General features: G+C 49.1%; 20 protein-coding genes, 2 pseudogenes and 1 riboswitch. Of the genes and pseudogenes, 7 read left to right on the top strand and 15 right to left on the bottom strand.

Annotated elements, in window-relative coordinates; genetic code table 11:
* Positions 1-252 precede the first annotated feature (252 nt).
* The 4 genes and pseudogenes from L0M14_RS29520 (at position 253) to L0M14_RS29505 (ending at position 3122) form a co-directional block, all read left to right on the top strand.
* Positions 253-453, top strand: a complete 201-nt coding sequence (locus L0M14_RS29520) for a PspC domain-containing protein (RefSeq protein WP_235119957.1) — start codon at positions 253-255, stop codon at positions 451-453.
* Positions 454-504: 51 nt separating this feature from the next.
* On the top strand, positions 505-858 hold the full coding sequence (locus L0M14_RS29515) for a PspA/IM30 family protein (protein ID WP_235119956.1): 354 nt from the start codon (positions 505-507) through the stop codon (positions 856-858).
* Positions 795-1163: a hypothetical protein gene (locus L0M14_RS29510; RefSeq protein WP_235119955.1), complete on the top strand. Its 369-nt coding sequence runs from the start codon at positions 795-797 to the stop codon at positions 1161-1163. The genes L0M14_RS29515 and L0M14_RS29510 overlap by 64 nt, the downstream gene beginning before the upstream one ends.
* 463 nt (positions 1164-1626) lie before the next feature.
* Positions 1627-3122 (top strand): annotated as a pseudogene (locus L0M14_RS29505) (malate:quinone oxidoreductase).
* A 445-nt stretch (positions 3123-3567) separates the two neighbouring features.
* Here the strand turns inward: L0M14_RS29505 and L0M14_RS29500 are convergent.
* A complete protein-coding gene (locus L0M14_RS29500; protein ID WP_235119953.1) occupies positions 3568-5124 on the bottom strand; it encodes an ABC-F family ATP-binding cassette domain-containing protein in 1557 nt (518 codons plus the stop codon).
* A 249-nt stretch (positions 5125-5373) separates the two neighbouring features.
* Here L0M14_RS29500 and L0M14_RS29495 point away from each other — a divergent pair, with 249 nt between their 5' ends.
* From L0M14_RS29495 to L0M14_RS29485, 3 genes are all read left to right on the top strand, one after another.
* Positions 5374-7560, top strand: a complete 2187-nt coding sequence (locus tag L0M14_RS29495) for a PAS domain S-box protein (RefSeq protein ID WP_235119952.1) — start codon at positions 5374-5376, stop codon at positions 7558-7560.
* 114 nt (positions 7561-7674) lie between these two features.
* A complete protein-coding gene (locus tag L0M14_RS29490; RefSeq protein ID WP_235119951.1) occupies positions 7675-8226 on the top strand; it encodes an EVE domain-containing protein in 552 nt (183 codons plus the stop codon).
* A 39-nt stretch (positions 8227-8265) separates the two neighbouring features.
* Positions 8266-8916, top strand: a complete 651-nt coding sequence (locus L0M14_RS29485) for a histidine phosphatase family protein (protein ID WP_235119950.1) — start codon at positions 8266-8268, stop codon at positions 8914-8916.
* A gap of 11 nt (positions 8917-8927) precedes the next feature.
* On the opposite strand, the gene L0M14_RS29480 is transcribed toward L0M14_RS29485, so the two are convergent.
* From L0M14_RS29480 to L0M14_RS29415, 14 genes and pseudogenes are all read right to left on the bottom strand, one after another.
* Positions 8928-10223: a voltage-gated chloride channel family protein gene (locus tag L0M14_RS29480; RefSeq protein ID WP_405031165.1), complete on the bottom strand. Its 1296-nt coding sequence runs from the start codon at positions 10221-10223 to the stop codon at positions 8928-8930.
* 77 nt (positions 10224-10300) lie between these two features.
* Positions 10301-10360: riboswitch (Fluoride riboswitch) on the bottom strand.
* A 67-nt stretch (positions 10361-10427) separates the two neighbouring features.
* Positions 10428-11654 carry a Fic family protein gene (locus L0M14_RS29475; protein ID WP_235119948.1) on the bottom strand — a complete coding sequence of 409 codons (1227 nt, stop codon included), beginning with the start codon at positions 11652-11654 and terminating at the stop codon, positions 10428-10430.
* Positions 11655-11826: 172 nt separating this feature from the next.
* Positions 11827-12498, bottom strand: coding sequence for a GNAT family N-acetyltransferase (locus L0M14_RS29470; protein ID WP_235119947.1), 672 nt, complete (start codon positions 12496-12498; stop codon positions 11827-11829).
* 12 nt (positions 12499-12510) lie between these two features.
* Entirely contained in the window at positions 12511-13224 is a 714-nt protein-coding gene (locus L0M14_RS29465; protein ID WP_235119946.1) for a GNAT family N-acetyltransferase, read from the bottom strand.
* Between the two features lie 30 nt (positions 13225-13254).
* Entirely contained in the window at positions 13255-14118 is an 864-nt protein-coding gene (locus tag L0M14_RS29460; protein WP_235119944.1) for a carbon-nitrogen hydrolase family protein, read from the bottom strand.
* A gap of 224 nt (positions 14119-14342) precedes the next feature.
* A pseudogene (locus tag L0M14_RS29455) lies at positions 14343-15334 on the bottom strand (acrylyl-CoA reductase family protein).
* A gap of 88 nt (positions 15335-15422) precedes the next feature.
* Positions 15423-16331 (bottom strand): response regulator, encoded by a 909-nt coding sequence (locus L0M14_RS29450; protein ID WP_235119943.1) that lies wholly within the window; start codon positions 16329-16331, stop codon positions 15423-15425.
* Between the two features lie 5 nt (positions 16332-16336).
* The gene (locus L0M14_RS29445; protein WP_235119942.1) at positions 16337-17620 is read right to left on the bottom strand and encodes a sensor histidine kinase; all 1284 of its coding nucleotides are present in this window, start codon (positions 17618-17620) and stop codon (positions 16337-16339) included.
* A gap of 294 nt (positions 17621-17914) precedes the next feature.
* Entirely contained in the window at positions 17915-18565 is a 651-nt protein-coding gene (locus L0M14_RS29440; RefSeq protein ID WP_235119941.1) for an amino acid ABC transporter permease, read from the bottom strand.
* A 335-nt stretch (positions 18566-18900) separates the two neighbouring features.
* The gene (locus tag L0M14_RS29435; RefSeq protein WP_235119940.1) at positions 18901-19554 is read right to left on the bottom strand and encodes an amino acid ABC transporter permease; all 654 of its coding nucleotides are present in this window, start codon (positions 19552-19554) and stop codon (positions 18901-18903) included.
* A gap of 72 nt (positions 19555-19626) precedes the next feature.
* Positions 19627-20451 (bottom strand): glutamate ABC transporter substrate-binding protein, encoded by an 825-nt coding sequence (locus L0M14_RS29430; protein ID WP_235119939.1) that lies wholly within the window; start codon positions 20449-20451, stop codon positions 19627-19629.
* An 81-nt stretch (positions 20452-20532) separates the two neighbouring features.
* Positions 20533-21261: an amino acid ABC transporter ATP-binding protein gene (locus L0M14_RS29425; protein ID WP_235119938.1), complete on the bottom strand. Its 729-nt coding sequence runs from the start codon at positions 21259-21261 to the stop codon at positions 20533-20535.
* A 522-nt stretch (positions 21262-21783) separates the two neighbouring features.
* Positions 21784-22089, bottom strand: coding sequence for a hypothetical protein (locus L0M14_RS29420; protein ID WP_235119937.1), 306 nt, complete (start codon positions 22087-22089; stop codon positions 21784-21786).
* Between the two features lie 322 nt (positions 22090-22411).
* On the bottom strand, positions 22412-22465 hold the full coding sequence (locus L0M14_RS29415; RefSeq protein ID WP_405031163.1) for a hypothetical protein: 54 nt from the start codon (positions 22463-22465) through the stop codon (positions 22412-22414).
* Positions 22466-22510: the final 45 nt, after the last annotated feature.

Below are 22510 nucleotides of genomic sequence, written 5' to 3'. Positions count from 1 at the left end.
TTACAGCACTACAATTAACCTTTGGTCATTAAAATCCATTATACCTGCCTTTCTTTGGAGGTGTGAAGTCTTGCGTTATACCCTCCCAAGGAAGGAGCCTTCCCCCGCCTTAAGGCTAGGAGCAAAAACCGCCATCAGTCCGTTTTGGCCGCGAGCTCCTCATACTACAATAGATTCATGAAGCAGCGAACCACATTACCAACATCCAAGAATCTATTCGTCAATATCACATACACAAAGGAGAGCATGACAATGAATAAACTTCGACGTTCGATTACAGACAAATGGTTTACCGGGCTTTGCGGAGGGCTTGCAGCGTTTCTTGGAATTAACGCCACCGTGATTCGAATCCTCATGGTCATCGCCGCATTTTGCAGCTTTGGCACCACCTTGCTCGCATATTTCATTGCCAGCTGGATCATCCCCAAAGATAGCTACATGTCGTATTTATAAATGTTCGGATGAAATGGAACTCAATGGATCACACTAAAGGAGGCTACCTATATGGGAATTTTACAACGAATCATGGACGTGTCCAAAGCAGCCATGAATGAGGCGCTCGATAAGCTGGAGCAGCCTGAAATGATGATGAATCAGTACTTGCGAAGCAGCAAAGAAGAGCTCGAAGCTCTGCAGCAGGAGCTTGTAAAGGAAGCCGCAGCGCAGCGGATGTGGGAGCAGCAAATCGCCGGCAGCAGCCGCTTGGCGGAGCAATGCGAGGAGAGAGCCGGCGCAGCCATGGCGGACTACCGGGAAGCTGAGGCGCGGAAGCCATTGAAGCGAAGCTGGCTTACTTGGAAAAAACGGCGGAGTACACGCAGTGCTATGAAGCGTCCAAGCTGCGTACAGCCGTGTTAGAAAAGCAGCTGAAGCAAGCGGAAGCGGAATATGCCGCCATGCAGGCAAAGCGGGAGGAATTGATGCGCCGGTCGCAGAAGATGGAGTCCCATGCAGCCTCACGGAGCTGTTCCAGCTCAAATGCCTTCCCAGGCTTGGAGACAGGCTCAGCACTGCGCGGATTTCAGCGGATTGAGGATATGATCAAGCATAAAGAGGCTCAGTTTGAATTGGAGCAATCCATGAAAGCGGAAGCTGCCGCAGCCCGCGAAGCGCTTGTACTGGAACAGCTGACTCGTCTGCGGAGTAATGCGAAACAAGGATAACTACCTAGTTATCCACAAACTTATACACATTATATACAGAGGTCGGGATAACCCTGTGAATAAGGTATGATTTTCGGGCGAGTTATCCACAAAACTTCGTTACTGAATATGAATCAAACGTGATGAACCGTGTCAGATGATGCACTTCCATATGCAAAACCAAGGCCACTACCGTGTACACCTACGGTTCATGGCCTTGGTTTTTTAGGTACAGCCTTTTGTGAACATTTTCTTACTTCTGCCTGACAGCCGTTCATTACTGAATTTACCGTCTTTTAAATCAAAACTAACTATCATATAATAGTAAATATATGAATCTACTTGCATTAGTGATACACTATGTAAAGGTTTTTGATCGATCTAGACAAGGCATTGATGAGGCGCATCCCGGCTTGCTGCAACAAGCTTGAACGGGAGCGCCTGCCATCTTTCCTTCAAATATTAGCGTGTTAGGACGGTAAACATGAGTAACAGACAAACACAATCAGACGTTATCTTAATTGGTGCCGGAATTATGAGCGCAACTTTAGGGGCTCTGCTGAAAGAATTAGTGCCGGACTGGAAAATCACAATTTTTGAAAAGCTTGAAAAAGCAGGGGAAGAAAGCTCTAACGAATGGAATAACGCGGGTACTGGACACTCCTCATTGTGTGAGCTTAACTACACCACGGAGAAATCGGATGGTTCCGTAGATATTTCCAAGGCAATCAAGGTCAACGAAGAATTCCAAGTATCCAGACAGTTCTGGTCCTATCTGGTGAATAGCGGGCTGATCTCGAATCCGCGGGACTTTATCGCATCTGTGCCTCATATGAGCTTTGTACAAGGAGAGAAAGACGTTACCTTCTTGAAAAAGCGCTTTGAGGCTTTGTCTACAAGTCCACTGTTTGACGGGATGGAGTATTCCGAAGACCCGAGCAAACTCGCGGAATGGATTCCGCTCATGATGGAAGACCGGGAACTTAATAAACCGATTGCGGCTACAAGAAGCGAAGCCGGGACGGACGTTAACTTTGGCGCTTTAACGCGTAGATTGCTTGAACACTTGCAAAGCAAAGGCGTCGATATCAAATACAAGTACAGCGTAGATGACATCAAACGCGCCAGTGACAGCACATGGAAGCTGAAAGTGCGCAGCGGCAGCGGAGCTGTGGAAAGCCACTCGGCTAAATTCGTCTTTATCGGCGGCGGCGGCGGAAGTCTGCACCTGCTGCAGAAGTCAGGAATTATCGAAGGCAAAGGCATCGGCGGCTTCCCTGTTAGCGGTCTGTTCATGGTGTGCAAAAATCCGGAGGTTGTGGCCAAGCATCACGCCAAGGTATACGGTCAGGCACCGGTTGGCGCGCCTCCGATGTCCGTACCGCATCTTGACACCAGATTTATTGACAACAAAGAATCGTTATTGTTCGGACCTTTCGCTGGTTTCTCACCGAAGTTTTTGAAAACCGGGTCCATGCTCGACCTTATCACTTCCGTAAAGCTGCACAATCTGTTAACCATGATTGCCGCAGGCATGAAGAACCTTTCGCTTACCACTTACCTGATCAAGCAGGTTATGCTTTCGAAAGAGCAGCGCATGGAAGCTCTGCGCGAATTCGTTCCGGATGCAAAAAGCGAGGATTGGGATCTGCTCGTTGCCGGCCAGCGTGTCCAAATCATTAAAGATACAGCTGCCGGTAAAGGAACCCTTCAATTCGGCACAGAGGTTATCAGCGCAGCTGACGGCTCAGTAGCCGCGCTGCTGGGGGCTTCCCCGGTGCTTCTACCGCAGTTTCCGTTATGCTCGAAGTGATGACCAAATGCTTCCCGCAGCAGATCAAAGAGTGGGAGCCTAAGATCAAGGAAATGATTCCTTCCTACGGTGTGTCGCTGCAGAAGAATCCAGATCTCGCTCGTGAGCTCCAAGCTTCCACTGCGAAGACGCTTGGTCTGATCAGCCCTCAACCGGCCGTAAAGTAACAATGAGCTACCGAACGTTATGGTCCTCATCCCTAAATTCCAAGGGATTGAGGACCTTTTAGATACTTCCATGAGATGAGATGAGTTAAGGAGAAATGTCCCCTATCTTTCCGACATGTTCCTGTAAACAAAATGAAATGTGTTTTTCATCTGGCTTTAAGGTTCGAGGCCTATAATAAATCTCGACCCCCTTTAATCATATATACACTTAAGGCCCGTAGCCCGTTGCTGCGGGCCTCTTTGTTTGTCCAAGCGCGCTAGCTGCACCATCCCCTGATAAATGGAGCTTCCAAAAGCGAGGTCCGCCCTCCATGCATCACGCTCGAATTGACTGAGTAATTTGGCCGGCGGAGCCCCCGACTTCGGTTTCTTCCTACAGCAAAAAAGCCCGCCCGCCTATATGCGCGGACAAGCTTAGACTAATAAACTTATACAATTTCGCCGATTAAAATACTTTCGTCGTCCAGGATTCGCAGTTCCAAGTATCCGTTACGACATCGCGGTAAAATTCAGGCTCGTGGGAAATCAACAGAATGCTGCCTTTATAGGCTTTAAGCGCACGCTTAAGCTCATCCTTAGCATCCACGTCAAGATGGTTCGTCGGCTCATCGAGTACGAGCAGGTTTGTCTCGCGGTTGATCAGCTTACACAGACGAACCTTCGCCTTTTCGCCCCCGCTGAGGACGGCAATCTTACTTTCGATATGTTTGGTCGTCAGACCGCATTTGGCCAACGCCCCGCGCACTTCAAACTGCGTGAAAGATGGGAACTCGTTCCACACCTCTTCGATACAGGTGTTGTAGTTAGCCTCCTTCATCTCCTGCTCGAAGTAGCCGATATGCAGGAACTCACCCAGCTCTACAGAACCGGAGAGCGCCTTGATCTCGCCCAGAATGCTGCGCATAAGGGTCGTTTTACCGATCCCGTTGGCCCCGACGAGGGCAATCTTCTGGCCGCGTTCCATTCGCAGGTCCAGCGGTCTGGACAGCGGAGAATCGTAGCCGATGACAAGCCCCTTCGCTTCAAAGATCAGCTTGCCGGATGTGCGAGCCTCCTTGAAGTTGAACTGCGGCTTCGGCTTCTCCTTCGCCAGCTCAATCACATCCATCTTATCCAGCTTCTTCTGTCTGGACATCGCCATGTTCCGAGTTGCTACGCTGGCCTTGTTGCGGGCTACAAAATCCTTCAGGTCCGCGATTTCTTGCTGCTGGCGCTTGTAAGCGGACTCCAGCTGCTGCTTTTTCATCTCATAGACCTGCTGGAAGTGCTCATAATCGCCTACGTAGCGATTCAGTTCTTGATTTTCCATATGATAAATCAGGTTGATAACGCTGTTCAGGAACGGAATATCGTGAGAGATCAGAATGAAAGCATTCTCATACTCCTGGAGGTATCGCTTCAGCCATTCGATATGCTGCTCATCCAAATAGTTGGTAGGCTCGTCAAGCAGCAGAATATCCGGCTTCTCGAGAAGCAGCTTCGCCAGCAGCACCTTCGTCCGCTGACCGCCGCTCAAATCATGTACATCTTTCTCGAGTCCAATGTCGGTCAAGCCCAAACCGCGGGCCGTTTCCTCCACCTTCGCATCAATCATATAAAAATCTTGATTCGTCAGCGTATCCTGAATCGTTCCTACATCCTCAAGCAGCTTCTCCAGCTCTTCCGGCGATACTTCGCCCATTTTGGCGTACATATCGTTCATTTCTTGCTCCATATCGAACAAGTATTGGAAGGCTCCCTTCAGAACATCGCGGATCGTCTGTCCTTTGCTCAGCACAGCATGCTGATCGAGGTAGCCTACGCGCATCCGCTTCGACCATTCCACCTTGCCGTCGTCCGGCTGAAGCTTGCCTGTAATAATATTCATGAAGGTCGATTTACCTTCACCATTCGCCCCGATAAGTCCGATATGCTCGCCCTTAAGCAGGCGGAAAGAGACGTCATTGAAGATCGCGCGGTCTCCAAAGCCGTGACTGAGTCGTTCTACGTTTAATATACTCATGCATGACACCTTTTCTTTTAGCTGTATTATTCTTATATTATAAGCGTTAAACGGCCCGGAACTCAATGGAATAAGATGTTGCGGCATACCCATTATATAAATATTACCTAATGGAAAGAAATTTTATTGAATAATCTCGTTCTCTTTCCTAAAATAAGTTAAGTACTCATTTTCTTCTAGCTTATTTTTCTCAAGCAGCGCTTGAGCTATGGTTTCCCATTCACAGCAACTCAGGAGAGAAGATACATCATGACCATGAACCCATTTTATAACCAATCAGAGTTATATGAATATGCTTTTTTTCAATCGCTGAGCGGCAAAGCATTACTTACCTTAGAAGGTAATTTCGTTGAGGTGAATCCCTCGTTCTGCCGTATGATCGGTTATACAAGAGAAGAGCTGCTTCAGATGAGCTTTCGGGATATCACCTTCCCCGCCGACCTGGATCTGAGCTCTACTGTCAGCCAGCGAATCGCAGAAGGCACCTTTGCTACGCACCAAACCGTCAAGAGATATATCCATAAGGAAGGACGTCTGATCTGGGCGCTTATTGAATTAAGCCTCCTGTCTGATTCAGACGGCAAGCCGCTCTTCATTGTCTCTCAAGCCATCGATATCACCGAAAAGAAAGAAACCGAAAAGCAGCTTCAGGAAAGCGAGCAAAAGCACCGTTCCTTGTTCGAGAACCATCCTGATCTTATTTTTATCGTATCGTTACAAGGCAAGCTGCTCAGTATGAACAGCTCGGTAGCCGACGTACTGGGTTGGTCCGAGGAAGAGCTTTTTCAACAGCAGCAATTTTGGGGGAAGGAAAGTTTTGCTCCGGGAAACTACGCTACTTATACGCTGCACTTTGGTTGGGCTCTGCAAGGCGATTGCCAAGACTTCGAGGTTCAGGCTTATCATAAGGACGGATCCCTCCAGTTCCTCCGCATCATCCTCATTCCCATGATCATAGACGGGCGTATGGAGGGCGTTTACGGTATCGTAAAAAACATTACGAGGTTCAAAGAGAACACCCAAAAACTCCGAAAGACCGAGGAGCTCTACAGGCTCATTTCTGAGAATGCGCGGGATTTGATTGTATTTATGAGTCCGGACGGGACCCTGCGATACATATCGCCGAGTGTGAAGCAGCTGTTGGGCTACACACCCGAGGATGTGGTTGGAAAACCGGTCACGCATTTTTGGCATCCTGACGATGTCACGTATATGCGGGAAAGCAATTTTTTGAACAAATCGGAACCCTCCTCCCTCATATGCCGCATTCAGCATCAACACGGTCATTATGTCTGGGTGGAAACGTTAATTACTCTGCTTCGCAACGAGGAAGGGGAATTGCAAAAAATAATTGGCGTAGGAAGAGACATCACTGATCGAAGAAACGCAGAGCAGGACATCATGCAGCGTGAGGAGATCTACAGACGTCTTGTAGAAGATTCGCCGGACGCAATCGCCATCTCTGTTAATCGCCAGTGGACTTATGTGAATAACACCTTAGTCAAGCTACTTGGCGGCACGAGCAAGGAAGAATTGATTCAGATTCCTTCCTACTCTTTTGTCCATCCCGATTATCATGATATGAACAAATCCCGTATCACACAGGTAGAAGAAGGTCACACCGCCGACCTGGCTGAACAAGTTCTGCTGAAGCTGAACGGCGAAGCCTTCATAGCAGAAACTTTCTCCATCCCTACGATTTATCAAGGCGAGAAAGCCGTGCATACCATTATCCGCGATGTCTCCCATCGAAAAAAGGAACAGGAGCATCTGGTCAACTCCGAAAAGCTGTCCATCGCCGGCCAACTGGCCGCGGGAATCGCTCATGAAATTCGAAATCCGTTAACTACGATTAAAGGCTTCATCAAGCTGATGAAAACCAGCAAAAAACCGGAATATATCGACATTATCGCCGAAGAAGTAGAGCGGATGGAAGGCATCGTAACCGAGCTGCTCCTATTGTCCAAGCCAAAGAAGGAAAAGTTTGAAAAGAAAAATATCGTCAGTGCCCTGCAGCAGGTCGTTACCTTACTTAAATCGCAGGCCCATCTGAAAAACATCGAGATTGAGGCGTCCTATGCGGCTGAGCACATCCATATCGAATGCGACGAGAATCAGCTGAAGCAAGCCTTCATTAATTTTTTGAAAAATGCCATAGAAGCCATGCCGGGGGGCGGTGTCATTCAGATTCATCTGACCTTTGCGGATCAGGTCCTCAAGATCTCCTTCAAGGATCAAGGAATCGGAATGCCGGAGGACATGCTGCAGAAGCTGGGAGAGCCTTTCGTTACAACAAAGGAAAGCGGCACAGGACTCGGTTTTATGGTGAGCAAGAGCATTATTGTCAGCCATGGCGGCACACTTCATGTTAAAAGCGCCTTGGGTCAGGGAACGACGGTGGAAATCGAATTCCCCTTTGCCGGTGAGGCTAGTTGATTGTGTTAACTAATCTCGTATCCTGGGAAAATTGTAAAAACGCTACTGACAGGCAGTTGTCAGTAGCGTTTGTTTATAGTAAAGCTATCCCAAGGAAAATGAGGAGTGGCGCCCATGAAAAGATCAGCTGATGCAGTACAGGAGTTTGTAGCAAGTGTTGAGCGGTATTTACTTGAATCGGAACATTCAAATGAGAGCATAGCCAAGGTTAAAGACAATCTTCAGCACAGTCGCTACTGGATCGGCGTTGTATCTGCCTCCCATGTACAACGAGGTGTAGAAGGCGGGTTTTCGCAGCTCTGTCATGGTAAAGCCGCGCCCTTACGCCGGATGAGCCCTGGAGATTGGCTCCTCTACTACTCCCCAAAGACGGACATGTCAAATGGAGCGCCGCTGCAATCTTTTACAGCCATTGGACAGGTTGTGGATGACCTCGTCTACGAATATCGCATGTCGGACTCGTTTGTACCCTTTCGCAGGAATATCCGCTATGTTCCGTGTCAACAAGTGAAAATTGCTGATCTCTTAGAACAGCTCACCTTTACGCGCGGAAACCGCAATTGGGGATATCCATTCCGCTTTGGTCATTTCGAGATTGAAGCTGAAGACTTTCTGACTATCGCTAGTTCCATGATTACCAATACAAATGAGCTCCTTTGCAAATAATAGGTCATAGGTTTACGACCTGAAGGGAGCTTACTAACTATGAAGAAGCTTTTGCTTGTCCATTTCTTTTGCATGTTCCTCCTAATTCACACTCCATCGGTTGAAGCGTCAGAACGTACCCCGAACTCCATGCCCGTAGACTCCTCCCTACTACACGCACTACGTAAGGGTGGCTATATTCTTTATGTCAGACATGGAGAGACAGCGGCGGGAGAGGACTTACCGAATTTCGATTTCAATCATTGTTCCACACAGAAGAATCTTTCTGAGGCTGGCAGGAGACACGCTGTACAGTATGGCGAGGAGCTGCGCCGTTTGCAGATTCCAATCCACATTCCTGTACAAGCAAGTCCTTTTTGCAGGACAAAGGAAACTGCAGCGTTAGCCTTCGGAGGAGGAAATATTCAAATTGATCCGTTCTGGGTTCGCATCTATCAGTTAAGCGGCCCCCTGCCCTCTTCCGAGCAACAGTCCACTCTAGACCACTTAACGTCTGTACTAGAAATCTTACCGCCCCCTGGAACTAACAAAGCTATTGTTGCACACGGCTTTCCTCAAGGAGTTGGTCTAGGTGAAATCACAAATCTAGGTACCGTCATTGTAAAACCAAGAGGACCCGACAATGGCTTTGAAGTTGTAGGGCGATTCTCTTTACAAGATCTTGCAGGTACAGAAACCGCGGAGAACTAGAATCACACGAATCATCGCTTCTTCACTTTAATCGAAGCCAAGGTCCTGTTCTCTACAGCCCCGTGCAGGCGGGACTTGGATACGCCAATTTGTTGGGACGTGTAGATGCCCGTGTGCCCGGAGAACAAGAAGCTGATGATGCTGGCAAGGAACAGGTACACAAGTCCCTCCGAACCGAACATCTCAATACCTAGCACAAAGCAGGCAATCGGCGTGTTCGTCGCGCCGCTGAATACCGATATCAGACCGAGAGCAGCCAGGAACGGAGCCGAGAGATGCAGCCATTCTCCTAGTGAATGACCCAAAGTTGCTCCTACGGCAAACAGCGGCGTCACCTCACCTCCGAAGTAACCGGCACCAAGCGTCAAAGACGTGAACAACGTCTTCCACAAGAAAGCGAATGACGGAACATCGCCGTCAAACGAATGCTGCAGAAGAGGAATCCCCAGTCCCAGATAATCTCTAGTTCCAAACGCGTAGGTTAAGCCGATGATCACAATCCCGCCCACTAGCGACTTCCATACGGCGTTAGGCAGCAGCTTTGTATACAGCTTTTTGAAGGCGTGGGTCAGTTCACTGAACAGGATACTGGCCAGACCAAACAGCACAGCAGCAAAACTAACCTTTAACACAACACTTAGCGAGAGCTCAGGGACGGCCCCCATATGATAATGAAGATGATGAATACCCCAAGCTGTAGTCACTAGATTGCCCACAAAGCTTGCAATGAAGCATGGGATCAGCGCCTGATAACGAATCAAACCAAGAGCTACAACCTCCATACCGAATATCGTTCCTGCCAGCGGAGTTCCAAACACAGAGCCGAAGCCGCTGCTGATTCCGCACATCAATAGGATCTGCCGGTCGAAGCTGTCCACTTTAAGGATTCTGCCGAGCCACTCCGAGAAGCTTCCTCCCATCTGAACTGCCGTACCCTCACGCCCCGCCGAACCTCCGAACAAATGCGTAATGATGGTGCCAAGCAGCACCAGAGGCGCCATGCGAAGAGGCACCGTTTCCTGCCCTCCCTGGATTTGCTCGAGAATCAGATTGTTCCCCTTCCCTGAATTGCGCCCCCACTTGAGATATAAGAAGCTCATCATAGCTCCCCCAAGCGGCAGCAGAAACAGCAGCCAAGGGTGGTCCATTCTCTGCTCCGTTGCCATATCCAAGCCCGCTAAGAACAGAGCCGAAGCCGATCCTGACAAGATGCCGACAAGCCCCGCATAGACAGCCCACTTCAACACGAAACCCGCTAAGGCGGCGTGCATATACCTCTCTCCGAATTCAACAGCTTTCTTCCCTATACTCAACCTAAGTCCCTCCGATCAACTTCACGCACACATATTCCATAAAATAAACAGACCCCTACCAGCGCACCGTTCCACTGGTAGGAGTCATTAGCCCAAGGGCGGTTATGGCGAACTCCATCGCCTTATGAACACATTGATTTCACTTTAGAATAAAACGTATGACGTGTCAATAGAGGGAGCCCTTTAGAAATAAGGCGCCTAGTCTTCGAGTGTGGCTCTCAATGACCCGCTTAACGTAATTTCTAATGGCCTTTTTCTCAGTACCTCAATAAGAGATCTATCTTTTAGTACTTCAACAGCTTTTGAAATAACGTAACTAGAGTCCCCAGAAATAGCTTCTAGCTCTTTTTTCAATAACCCTTTGCCACTGATGCCAAAAATATAGTTTTGTCCAAGGTAGAACAAAATTTTACTGCAAATCTCATCCTCGATAGGCAAAACGCTGATCAATTGCTCTAATTGTTTTATTTTAATTTGTTTTTCCGAAAGTTCAACTAGGATATCGTTTTGAGCTTTGTGTATGATTTCAAAGAAAGCTTCACAAAAAAACGTAAGTTCACCTTGGTTATGAGGGTGATTGCTTTCGGAAAATGCATCATAGTAAAGGTTTCTATGTTTATTGGTAGAGTAAGAAAGTGTCAGTGCAGTTAATCGGTCCAGTTCACTCAATAAGTACATACTGCTTATATATCGGGAAGTACGTCCGTTACCATCATAGAATGGATGGATATAGCCAAATAGGTAGTGACTAATGGCAATTTTGTAGAGCATGGGAGTAGGATGTTCATTTAAGTACTCAATCATATGTTTTAAATAATTGTAAATAGAAGACTCCGGGTATACCCCTTTATGAATAACCTTACCTGTGGCCGTAACCACATCGACTGGCTGTTTTCTAAATACCTTCCCGTCCAAATGATCCTCTGCCTTCATTTCTTGTCGAACCAAGTGATCATAAATTTCACGCACTTGCTCAACTGAAGTTAAAAACGAATGTTTTTCTGAAAGCAGGCTTACATATGATTTCATCAGGCTAAAATGTCTAACATTTTTTTTCTTAGAATTTTCATTTCTAATTACAACCTCAAGAACAATTTCCATTTCAGCCTTCGTACTGCGTACTCCCTCAATCTCATTGGTGCTTAATAGTTCATCGATTAGCTTCGCGCGAATATATTGGTCTATAGCAATTTCTGGCAATTGATCTGCAATGAGTCTAATTCTTCTGCTTTGATGTAGAATTTGGTCATGCATCAAATCTAACTTTGCATGATTGACATAAAAACACGAAAACTCCTCATTACTTTTAAACGGTTTTATTGAGAAAGGGAGTTTTATCGTTCCATAGCTATTTATACGCCGCTCAAATTCAAAACTATATGTACCAGGATCTTTGTAATATAACTTAGATAATAACTCATACATCGGCTTCACCCCCCTCAACAGTATCGACAAACTCTTGTTTTTTATAATTATAGACTAAATTTTATTTTTGATAAGATTTATTTTCATGTAAAATTAAAAAAACAACCTTTTTTACAAAATAAAAACCCCCTTTGATGAAATCTAAGGAGGTGTGGCATTTATTTAATGAACACTACAAAGGCAATAACGCTACATCCTTACTATGTTCCAGCTTCTCAATCATAGCAACCCATGCAGCGGGCTTGTTTGACAAAACCGTATAGTACCGCTTTAGAAACTTAACGATAAGCTCCGATGAAAGATGCGCAGCATCTTCGTCAGCAGGAAGGAAGCACAAGTCCAGTTCTTCCACGGCCTCCCCGTTGTTCTCCCAAGACGGATGTACATACGGGAAATCCAACCGTTTATAGCCGAGATGTGACAGTACCTCGCGTCTTACATAAGGGTTCATCGGCTTCACCCCGCCAAACTCATGTTCAATCCCGCGGTATGGATTGTAGATCTCGGCGAACATACCGAGCATCGGCTTGCCGGAGGCGGCAGCCAGCTCCTTCAGATCCTCGGTTCGTTTACGCGCCAGGAAACGTCCGATGCCGAGACCCTCGCGACCGATAATCGTAAAGTCAGTCATCGCCACTTGAAAATCGTCGTAATAGCGATACTCCGTAGCGCCGACTACTTCGCCCTCATGAACAGCAACGAACACGCGAATTCCCGGGTCCTCAAGCGGCTCTTTCCACAGCGAGTACTCGAGCACCTCCTCTGGAGGGAATACTTCCTTCATGAGATCGTGCATGGAGCGGAACAGCGGGTTTTCGATACTTTGAATACGGATATAGTCCATTGGTAAACACCTCTATTGTCGAATAAATGGGTTCCGCCACTCCATTAGGAGCGCGTAATTACAGGAGTCTTCATCCTCCAAGTACTGCGCGACTACTTGCACAGGTGTACGACCGCAGCGGAGGAGAAAGGTAATTACCGGGTCCTTGATTGCGCCGTTCAGGACGGCTTGGACGTATTCCTGCACGCTGAGCGTATCCACGGCTTTATGGTAGCCTGGCATCCGTCCTCCGCCAAGGAGTCTGGTCATGCCCAGCCCGACCACCGTCTCGTACATCGACTGCATCAGCCATTTTCCCAAGCCAAGCTTGCGGTAGGAAGGTCGGATACAGATGTCCACGATGTAAAGCGTGTCTCCATCGGGACGGTGTGTACGAATGTAGCCGTTATCCGTCACTGTCGCCCAGCTGTGATCCTCTGCGCTGGGGTCAAAGTGAATGCGCAAGCCCGTCATGGATCCGGCTATTTCCCCTCCGATCTCCACACAGAGCGCCCCTTCCGGGAAACGAGTTACATGCTCATGCAGCTGTCCCTTGTTCCACCAAAGCTCCGAGGGAAAGGGCGGAGGAAAGCTCTCTCGCTGCACGTCAATCAGCGCTTCGAAATCGTCATGCGTGTAGTTGCGAATGATAGCCTCCACGGGGCGGTCCCCGTCGAAGACGTACATGCTTTTGAAGTATACGTACTTATCTCGCTTGCTGTTTGCAGATATTTGCGGTTCCTTCATCCCACGATGACCTCCTTCAAAACGAATGGATTACGACCAATCTGTGTATAAATCCGTGCGGCGATCCCGCCAAGTGGTAACCGACCCGCGTTCACGCACTTCCGTCAGCAGCGTCAGGTCCAGGTCTGCTGTGACGACCATGTCGCCATTAATTTCGCCTTCCACCAGAATCCCTTTGGGAGGAAACGGAACATCATTGGGCGTAATAACCGCCGCCTGGCCGAAATTGCCCCGCATGAAATCTACGGTCGGCAGCGCTCCTACGGTACCTGTCGTGACGACGTAGATCTGATTCTCGATCGTTCTCGCGTGACATGTATAACGAACCCGATGGAAGCCGTGGCGATCGTCCGTGCAGGACGGACAGAATAAGACATCGGCACCTCGGGCACGCGCCATGCGCACGATTTCCGGGAACTCCACATCGTAGCAAACCAACACAGCGATACGGCCCTTGTCCGTATCGAACACCTGAAGGCTGTCGCCGGCTCCCATGTTCCATTCCTTCACTTCCGTCGGCGTAATGTGCAGCTTCTTCTGTTCTCCGATACGGCCGTCCGGATAGAACAGATGGGCGGTATTATACAGCCGATTTCCCTCTGATGTGATGTGTGTACCGCCGATAATATGCATGCCTGTCTGCTTGGCCAAGCCTTGGAACAGGCTGCGGTAAGCTTCTGTGAAATCCGGCAGCGCTTCAATTGGAAGCGCCTTACCGCTCCCGCTGCCGTCGCCAATCGACATCAGCTGGGTGGTAAACAGCTCCGGGAACAGCACAAAATCGGCGTCAAACTCCTGCGCCGTCTTGACATAATGCTCCACCTGAGCAGCAAATTCTTCAAAGCTATGTATGGTATGCAGGCGATACTGCACGGCTGAAACTCTCATTTTCACAGTATGCTTCCTCCTATCCTGTGTTTTGCTGATATCGCGACGGAAAGCTTCATAATGGTGGGTTCGTCCCGGATCCGACGATCCGCGCATCTTCGTCGCCTCGTTTAGTATCATACTCCTAACCGCTCATAGTGCCGCATTCACCGGTCACACTAAGTACATTTCATGCTGCTGACGCATTGTGCCGATTCAAAACGTCCATTGCTCATCTGTCTCTGCGGCCCTCAGGAGAGCCGAACAAGCACGCGTCCCCGAATCCCGCCCTTCAGCAGCTGTTCTGCCGCTGTGGGGATATCCTCCAGCCCAATCTCACTATGAACCATGCCGTCCAAGCGGGCAGGCTTGATTGCCGATGCCATCTGCTTCCACAATTCCTCACGAAGCGGCATCGGACAATAGACTGAATCAATCCCGATCAAGCTGACGCCGCGCAGGATGAAGGGATATACCGAAGCGGCGAAGTCCGCTCCTCCTGTGAGGCCGCTCACGGCTACCGCGCTGCCGTAGCGCATCTGGCCCAGCAGCGGCGCTAGCGACGCGCCTCCCACCGGGTCCACGGCCCCGGTCCAGCGCATCGCCTCGAGCGGCTTGCCGGACGCGGGCGTCAGCTCCTCCCGCGCGAGCACGCGGCTCGCGCCAAGCTCGAGCAGGTAGCCGTGCTCCGCAGGCTTCCCCGTGCTCGCCTCGACCTCGCAGCCGAGGCGGGCCAGCATCGCCACCGCGTGGCTGCCTACGCCGCCGGTGGCGCCGCGCACAAGCACGGGCCCTTGCCCCGGGCTGAGGCCGTTTTGCTGCAAGCGATGGATCGACAGCGCCGCCGTAAAGCCGGCCGTGCCGAGAATCATGGCCTCGCGGTGTGTGAGGCCAGGGGGAGAGGCACGAGCCAGTTGGCAGGGAGGCGGACGTACTCGCTGAATCCGCCGAAATGGCCCGTGCCGAGCTCGAAGCCGGTCACGAGCACGTCGTCGCCTTCGCGGTACCGGCTGTCGCTGGAAGCGACAACTGTGCCCGCCGCGTCGATGCCCGGCACCATCGGGTAGGTGCGCACAACGCGGCCTTGCGGGCTGCAAGCCAGTGCATCCTTGTAATTCACACCAGAGTAACGGACCCGGATGGTCACTTCGCCTTGCGGCAGGTTATCCAGCTCCATTTCGTTCACCTGCAAAGAAAATTCACTCTCAGATCGGCTTGCTTGAAGCGCCCTAAATACCCCCACCTGTACTCCCCCTCTATTCAATTGCGAGACACATGTATACTTTCAGTGTACTAAAAACAATCCGTGGTTTCCAATTCACTGGGGGGGGTCACAGCCCTTCGTTCTTCGATCTATCCAGCACTTCCAGATAGAGCACCTGGATGAATTTCTTGATATTCACTTTGCCCTTCTCCTGCTTCAAGCCCTCGTCCATTTCTTTCATCTTCATGCGCACATCCTGAAAATCAAAATAGAGCGGAGCATAATGCTCAAATTTGGCGTTGCTATAGTCTGTCAATCCAATACCCGCTATATTGGATAGCGCTGCAGACACCGTTCGACGAATCCGCTGCTCTACGGCTTTGCCTTCCTTCTCAATCTCCTGCTCCTCGTCTCTATGCATGCGCGCCGCAGCCTCATACAGCTCTTTAAGCGAAGGTATACTGTCATCCTTATGCCAGCGAAGCAGATGCTCGATAATTTCCGTCAAATCGCGGCTTCCGCTCTCGCCGACAATGCCCATATCCATCAGAATAGGCTGAATCCATTCCCGCGCCGATCTTTTCCTCCTTCCGGCTGCTTGCGTTCCTGCGCCCAAACCGCCCAGCTTTGTCAGCGATTCTTTAATCTCATTCAGGGATCGGCTGATGGTACACTGCTCGTTGATCTTCGTGAGTACAGCCTCTACTTCAACACGGTTGATCGGCTTCTGAATATAGAATTCAATACCGGCCAAATAAGCCTTACCGATCATTTCCTTGTTCTCGATTTGTGAGATCATCACGTACTTCCCCGCATAGCCGTGATCCTTCAGCCGCAGAATCGTCTCGATCCCATCCTGATCCGGCATAAGCAAATCAATCAGCACTACATCCGGCTGCGCGTTCAGAATCGCCTTCTCACCTTCTCTGCCACTTCCAGCCGAGCAGACGACTTCGCCAAGCTCTGCTTTCTCGATAATCCGCTGCAGCATCACCCTGCTGACGGCATCATCGTCGACAATTCCATATCGCTGCATCCTCTTTACTCCCCTTTCCTGATGACATCCGTCCTCAGCTCGACGGCGAATATCGTCTCCTTACCCGGGGAGCTCTCTAGCGAAATCCTCCCGCCAAACGACTCCACAATATCCCGGACATGAGACAAGCCAATTCCAGTTGCCGCAATTCCCTCTATGTTGTATTTCGTGGTATAGCCCGGCTCAAAAACGAGCGCCTTCTCCTGCTCCGCAATGCCGTCGCCGTTGTCAGCCACGATCAGAATCGTCATATCCTCACGCTCATGCGCCTCGATCCGAATCGCCCCCTGCTCCTCGACGGCTTCTACGGCATTCGCCACCAAGTTATTAAGGACCGTCAGCAGCGGAATATGCTGCAGTGTTCCATAGTCCGTCTGCAGCTGCATGTGAAATTGAATCTTCTTGCCAAGCATACCGCTGTACTTCTTGTTGGAGCGCACCACAAACTCCAAGACCTCGGAAAGCCTCATATCCGGAGCGGTTTCTTTGTCGAACAATTTCAGCAGTCCGGCTAGAATTCGTTGGGAATCTTTTTTCACTTCATGAATCTGTTGTGTAATTTCCAAAATAGAGCGTGCCACTTCGCGATCTCCTGCTTTTCCGGCCTTGCCGTAAAGATCGTGGCTTTTCGCAGTGATTTGTTCAATCGTATTCATCGATTTACGCAAATAAAACACTTCGCCGTACAAGCCGCTGTTCGTGCTCAGCAAATGCTCCAAATGCTTCTGCTGCTCCGCATGCAGCTCTCTCATCTGACTGATCGAGATGCTGCTGTAAATCCCCACTACAAAGAAGCTCCGCACCACAGCAGTAACCACGATCACCAGCCATTGGCCCGGGTACATAAACGGCAGATGGAAGATCAGGCTTCGCACCAGAAGCTCAGATTCATTCGACAGCAGGTCCGCTACCGAAATAAAAGTGCCCAGAATCAAGGGATGCACACGATGAAGCGTATATTTCATAAAGCTTAGGATAGCTGCAAACACCACATAATAGAGCGCTGCCGAAAAATGAACCTGAAGCGCATGATTCGACTCGAACTTGCCACCCAATACAACGGCATCCTCGCATGTCCGAAATAGAATCACACTGATTCCGGTTACAATCCCCGTCAGCACATACGGCAAATGCTTCAGCAGCAGCAAGCATAATAAAAACGCGCTGCTCCCCAGTCCGATGCGAAAGACCTCCCCGCTAAAGGGCATGATCTTAAACTCGCCTGCAATAGCTGTCAGGAGTGCGACGAGGAGCATTTGCATGCCGTCTTTTTTCAAGTAAATAGACACTGAATATCCCCCTCCTCTACGACTCTATTGACCTATGGGCAATAAAGGGCTGCATGCATCGCCCTCGTCCTTCGTCCTCCCTCTATTGTAACAAGGTTTGCCTTGAAGAGGTGCAATGATTTCTCGCAAAATAACACCACTTAATGCCTCGACTTGGAGGCGGATTTGACTCTATTTCAAGGGCCTCCTACGAATCATAAAAGAAAAAAGCCAACGCCTTCTACCGGCGCCAGCTTGTTATTCAAATAAGGTTCGTTGCATCCAAGGAAGGATTAGCAAGGCTTTCTTCAAGCTTCACGCGAATTTGGTTTCCATTCTTCTCGCAGCAAGCGACAGCAAGTAGTTCACTACAAAGTACAGACAGGCTGCCATAGCGAGAACCGGAATGGTGTAGCTGTAGCTTTGGCCGATGACAATTTTGGAATGATGCATCAGCTCCGGAAGCGAAATGACAATCGCCAACGAGGTATCCTTCAGCAGTGAAATAAATTGACTGACGAGCGGGGGCACCATTCGCCTCAAACCTTGCGGAAGCACAATATGCCAGAGCGTCTGTGTATAGCTAAGCCCCGAAGAGCGCGCCGCCTCAATTTGGCCTTTATGAATCGAAGCCAGACCGCTGCGGACAATCTCCGATATCATGGCGCCTTCAAATAAGGTTAACGCAACGATCGCCGCATTCATCGGCCCCAGCTTAATGCCAATATCCGGAAGCGCGAACCGGGCAAAAAATATAATGAGCAGCAAAGGCAGGTTACGAATCAGCTCCACAAGTACGCCCAGTACCTGCGAAACAACCGGCAGCTTCGTATAGCGAAGTGTCCCGACAACGCTTCCAAGCACAAAGCTCAGCACAATGGAAATAAAAGCGACTTCTAACGTAACCAGAAATCCTTCTAATATAAACTTGATATTATCACTGGAAAAAGCGTGAGTGATGTCCACGGAAACTCCCTCCTCTCTTCATTACGCGTATTCAGCTCGCGCCCCCATGCTGATGCATCAGGCATATCCATCGAGCGTGCGCGCTGCTCTGCCTTCGATCGCCACAGCACTGCCGCCGCATTGCCGATTAACTTCACGTTGTCTCAGCCTTCGTGAATTCCGAGCACACGTTCTGTCGCTACGATTTGGCGGTTTTCAGAGCCCCATAAGGCGTACGCTTTGAACACTTTGCACGGTTTACACACGTCGCACGTTTTGCATACGTCACACGTTTTGCCCAGTTTGCCTACTTAGCATGCTCTGCACGTTTGCCCCATCCAGGACGGTTCGCCCCCTTAGTTGGTTCGAGCCAACCGACGTTCCAAACGGAGCGCTCCATAGCTTAGTGGAAGCGTAAGAACCAGATACAGCGCCGCAACAAAGATGTAAGTGTCAAAGGTTGCGTAAGTATCGCTGGCCACCTGGTCGGCGAAGTACATCAAATCCATGCCCGCGAACACGCCGAGGACGGAAGAATTTTTCACCAGATTAATGAACTGGTTGCTGAGGGGCGGGATCACAATCTTGATCGCCTGCGGTAAAATGACATACCTCATCGCCTGCACATAAGTCAGGCCTGAAGACTGAGCCGCTTCCATCTGCCCCTTGGGAACGGACATAATGCCCGCTCGAATCGCTTCCGCGATAAAGGATGCCGTATAGACGGCTAGACCTGTTGTACCGCATACAAAACCACTTAACGTTACTCCTATGGACGGAAGCCCGTAGAAAAAAACAAACACAACCAGCATCAATGGAATATTGCGGATAAACTCTACATAAATCGTACCCAGCCAGCGCAATGGCTTAACGGACGAGATACGAAAGACAGCAATGATCGTACCCAACACAAAACTCCCCGCCAAAGCGATGATACTGGACAGGATGGTATTGCCGAAGCCCTTCATGTAGACATCCCAATATCCCGTGAAAATAGAGAAATCCGGCATCTGCCTTCCCTCCTTATCGGTGTATATAGAAGAAGGGCGGCCTAAGCCACCCGACTCCTCCTGATTACCCGCTTATTTCGTCGGCTCAGCGCCAATCCACTTCTTATAAATCTTGTCATATTCGCCGTTGTCGTGCAGTGTCTTAAGTCCTTTGTTGACCGCATCCACCAAAGCGCTTTCGCCCTTTTTCATCGCGATGCCGTAAGGCTCATCCGTGAACGGCTCACCTACAACTTCATAGCCAGGATCCTGCGCCATCATACCGTAGAGAATCGCATTGTCCGTAGTCAGCGTGTCTCCTTGACCGGCTTTTAATGCGCTGAATGCATCCTGATAGTTGTCAAATTCCAGAATCGTTGCGTCCGGGGACTTTTCTTTGATGTTCTTGACGGAAGTGGAGCCTTTAACAGCTAGTACCTTCGTGCCTTTTTTCACGTCAGCTACGCTTTTGATCGGGCTGCCCTTTTTCACGAGCAGGGACTGTCCCGCTTTAAAGTAGATATCAGAGAAATCGACCTGCTTCTTACGGTCCTCCGTAATGGTCATGGTAGCCACGATCATATCGATTTCTTTATTATCAAGCATAGGAATCCTTGTTTTAGAGGTTACTTCTTTAAACTCGATTTTGTTCTCATCCCCGAGAATTTGCTTCGCTAGAGCTTTAGAGATATCGACATCGAAGCCTTCCACCTCACCGCTAGTTGGGTTCTTCAGACCAAACAGCTTCGTATCGTATTTCACGCCGACAACCAGCTTACCTCTGCTTTTGATTTCATCCAGAGCGGATGCGGAGCCTGATGCCTTTCCGCCGCTTGGCGTGCTGCTTGCCGCCGGACTGCTAGCCCCAGCATCTTTATTTCCTGCAGTAGAGCTGCTACCGCAACCCGAGATTACCATGACCGCTGCGCATACGAGCGCCAAACTGCCTGCATACCATTTTTTTCTTCATCATCTACCTATCTCTCCCCTATGTATAAATTAGTGCTGCAAAACACGCTGTAAAAACAACTGGGCTCTCTCCACCTTGGGATTTGAGAAAAATTCCTCCGGAGGAGACACCTCCATGATCTGTCCCTTGTCCATAAATACCACTTTATCGGCAACCTCACGGGCAAATCCCATCTCATGCGTCACTACGACCATCGTCATGCCTTCCCGCGCCAACGTCTTCATGACATCCAGCACCTCTCCCACCATCTCGGGGTCAAGGGCTGACGTCGGCTCGTCAAACAGCATAATCTTCGGCTTCATCGCAAGTCCCCGGGCAATCGCCACACGCTGCTGCTGTCCGCCGGACAGCTGGGATGGGAAGCTATGTGCTTTTTCCTGGATACCGACCTTTTCCAAGTAATGCATGGCAATTTCTTCGGCTTCCTTCTTGCTCATGCCCCGCACCTTCATCGGCGCTAACGTAATGTTGTCTATCACTTTCATATGCGGGTACAGGTTAAAATGCTGAAACACCATGCCGATATCCCGCCGCAGCTGGTTGATATCCGTCGACCTGTCATTCACCTTGCACTCGTCTACGATGAGGTTCCCGCTTGTGATCGTCTCCAGCCGATTGATGCATCGGAGCATCGTACTTTTGCCGGAACCGGAAGGTCCGACCACGACAACGACTTCGCCCTGCTTGATCTCCAGGTCAATCGTTTGGAGCACATGGAAATCACCGTAATGCTTCTCTACTTGCTGAAATAAGATCAATTGCCTTCCTCCTCTCCGTATGAGCGGCCGCTTGTATTCCGCAAGCCGGCTCATCCTTTTCAGTAAACTTGTGGTCAAGTTATATAACAGTTTATGTTTTTAAATATTACATATTACCTATGAAAACCTATACAATCCTACAAGATCTACTTGAAAAAATATTTAGATTTTTTACAATTTTTTAATATTTCCGATTCAACGTACGACAAGATCGCCCATTGAACCCATCCGAGCAATAGGAATGGCGCGAAACGTGCGTATTCATACTTATGTTGCATGGTGGGGTATTATGTGGGGCCGTGCTGCTTTAAAAGAGGGATTTACGAAAGGGCACACTCATTACTTCGCTGCACTAAAATAGTTTCTGCATATGCTAGCCGTAAAGACTAACCCCATATAATGACGAGAGGCAGTCTTGACTTAGAAAATAAAGTCGTAGACTGCCTTTTATTATGGAGCTATCGTTCTCCGTAGCGTATAAACCTCTGTCAAATGCCCATCCGATATTTCACTTAACTCATATTACGAAAAACCATCCTCGGGTTCACCAACATCAAAACCTAATACTTTTGTTGCTTCCGATTTAAACCTCTCAATCCAAGAATTCCAGTCGCTATTATTCAACTGTGCATAAAATGATAATCCGCTCGGTTCGACTGAAGCTGTAATAAATATGTCATCTTCTTGTCCGAACCAATATGCAGCTCCATTTTTATACCCTATCCAGCCTGGCATACTTTCATATAACTTAGAAAGCTTACTCCATTCTTGGTCAGGTAGATAGTACCAAATGTTTAGGTTGCAACTGTGAGGGCTTTTATTAATCAATGTTTATTCTCCCTTACTTTGAGAGTTATATGAAATTATTCTCCTGTTGATGTCGTATAACGTTCTTGGATTCACGAACCCACACAACCTTAAGGCACATAGTAGTAGTCCCAGCCGTGATGCGGTTATGCGGTGCAGGGTTTGTAAGGTTCTTATTCAGGTTCATTATCGTGTTTTCTTTGTCTTTTAGTTATGGTATGATTTCTATAAGAAAGACCGAGTGCTACGAACACTCGGCCATACAATTGGCTTGGATGGGGTTATCCCTTCTAGTCAAAAGGACAAAGACCCACCTCCGGCGCTGAAACCTTGGGGTGGGTTTTTACTTTCTCTTGTAAGTAATCGCGATGTATGTTAAAAGTGCAAGGATAAACATTCCAAACTGGAACATGGTCTGCAATGCATCTTTAACTTCCACGGC

The sequence above is a fragment of the Paenibacillus hexagrammi genome (assembly GCF_021513275.1).
Classification (GTDB): Bacteria; Bacillota; Bacilli; order Paenibacillales; family NBRC-103111; genus Paenibacillus_E; species Paenibacillus_E hexagrammi.
This window is presented reverse-complemented; position numbering and strand designations above follow the sequence as displayed.

Excerpts from the sequence above, each read along its gene's own strand:
- L0M14_RS29520 (WP_235119957.1), top strand. The coding sequence starts at position 253 with ATGAATAAACTTCGACGTTCGATTACAGACAAATGGTTTACCGGGCTT.
- L0M14_RS29515 (WP_235119956.1), top strand. The coding sequence starts at position 505 with ATGGGAATTTTACAACGAATCATGGACGTGTCCAAAGCAGCCATGAAT.
- L0M14_RS29500 (WP_235119953.1), bottom strand. The coding sequence starts at position 5,124 with ATGAGTATATTAAACGTAGAACGACTCAGTCACGGCTTTGGAGACCGC.
- L0M14_RS29495 (WP_235119952.1), top strand. The coding sequence starts at position 5,374 with ATGACCATGAACCCATTTTATAACCAATCAGAGTTATATGAATATGCT.
- L0M14_RS29490 (WP_235119951.1), top strand. The coding sequence starts at position 7,675 with ATGAAAAGATCAGCTGATGCAGTACAGGAGTTTGTAGCAAGTGTTGAG.
- L0M14_RS29485 (WP_235119950.1), top strand. The coding sequence starts at position 8,266 with ATGAAGAAGCTTTTGCTTGTCCATTTCTTTTGCATGTTCCTCCTAATT.
- L0M14_RS29475 (WP_235119948.1), bottom strand. The coding sequence starts at position 11,654 with ATGTATGAGTTATTATCTAAGTTATATTACAAAGATCCTGGTACATAT.
- L0M14_RS29470 (WP_235119947.1), bottom strand. The coding sequence starts at position 12,498 with ATGGACTATATCCGTATTCAAAGTATCGAAAACCCGCTGTTCCGCTCC.
- L0M14_RS29465 (WP_235119946.1), bottom strand. The coding sequence starts at position 13,224 with ATGAAGGAACCGCAAATATCTGCAAACAGCAAGCGAGATAAGTACGTA.
- L0M14_RS29450 (WP_235119943.1), bottom strand. The coding sequence starts at position 16,331 with ATGCAGCGATATGGAATTGTCGACGATGATGCCGTCAGCAGGGTGATG.
- L0M14_RS29435 (WP_235119940.1), bottom strand. The coding sequence starts at position 19,554 with ATGCCGGATTTCTCTATTTTCACGGGATATTGGGATGTCTACATGAAG.
- L0M14_RS29430 (WP_235119939.1), bottom strand. The coding sequence starts at position 20,451 with ATGGTAATCTCGGGTTGCGGTAGCAGCTCTACTGCAGGAAATAAAGAT.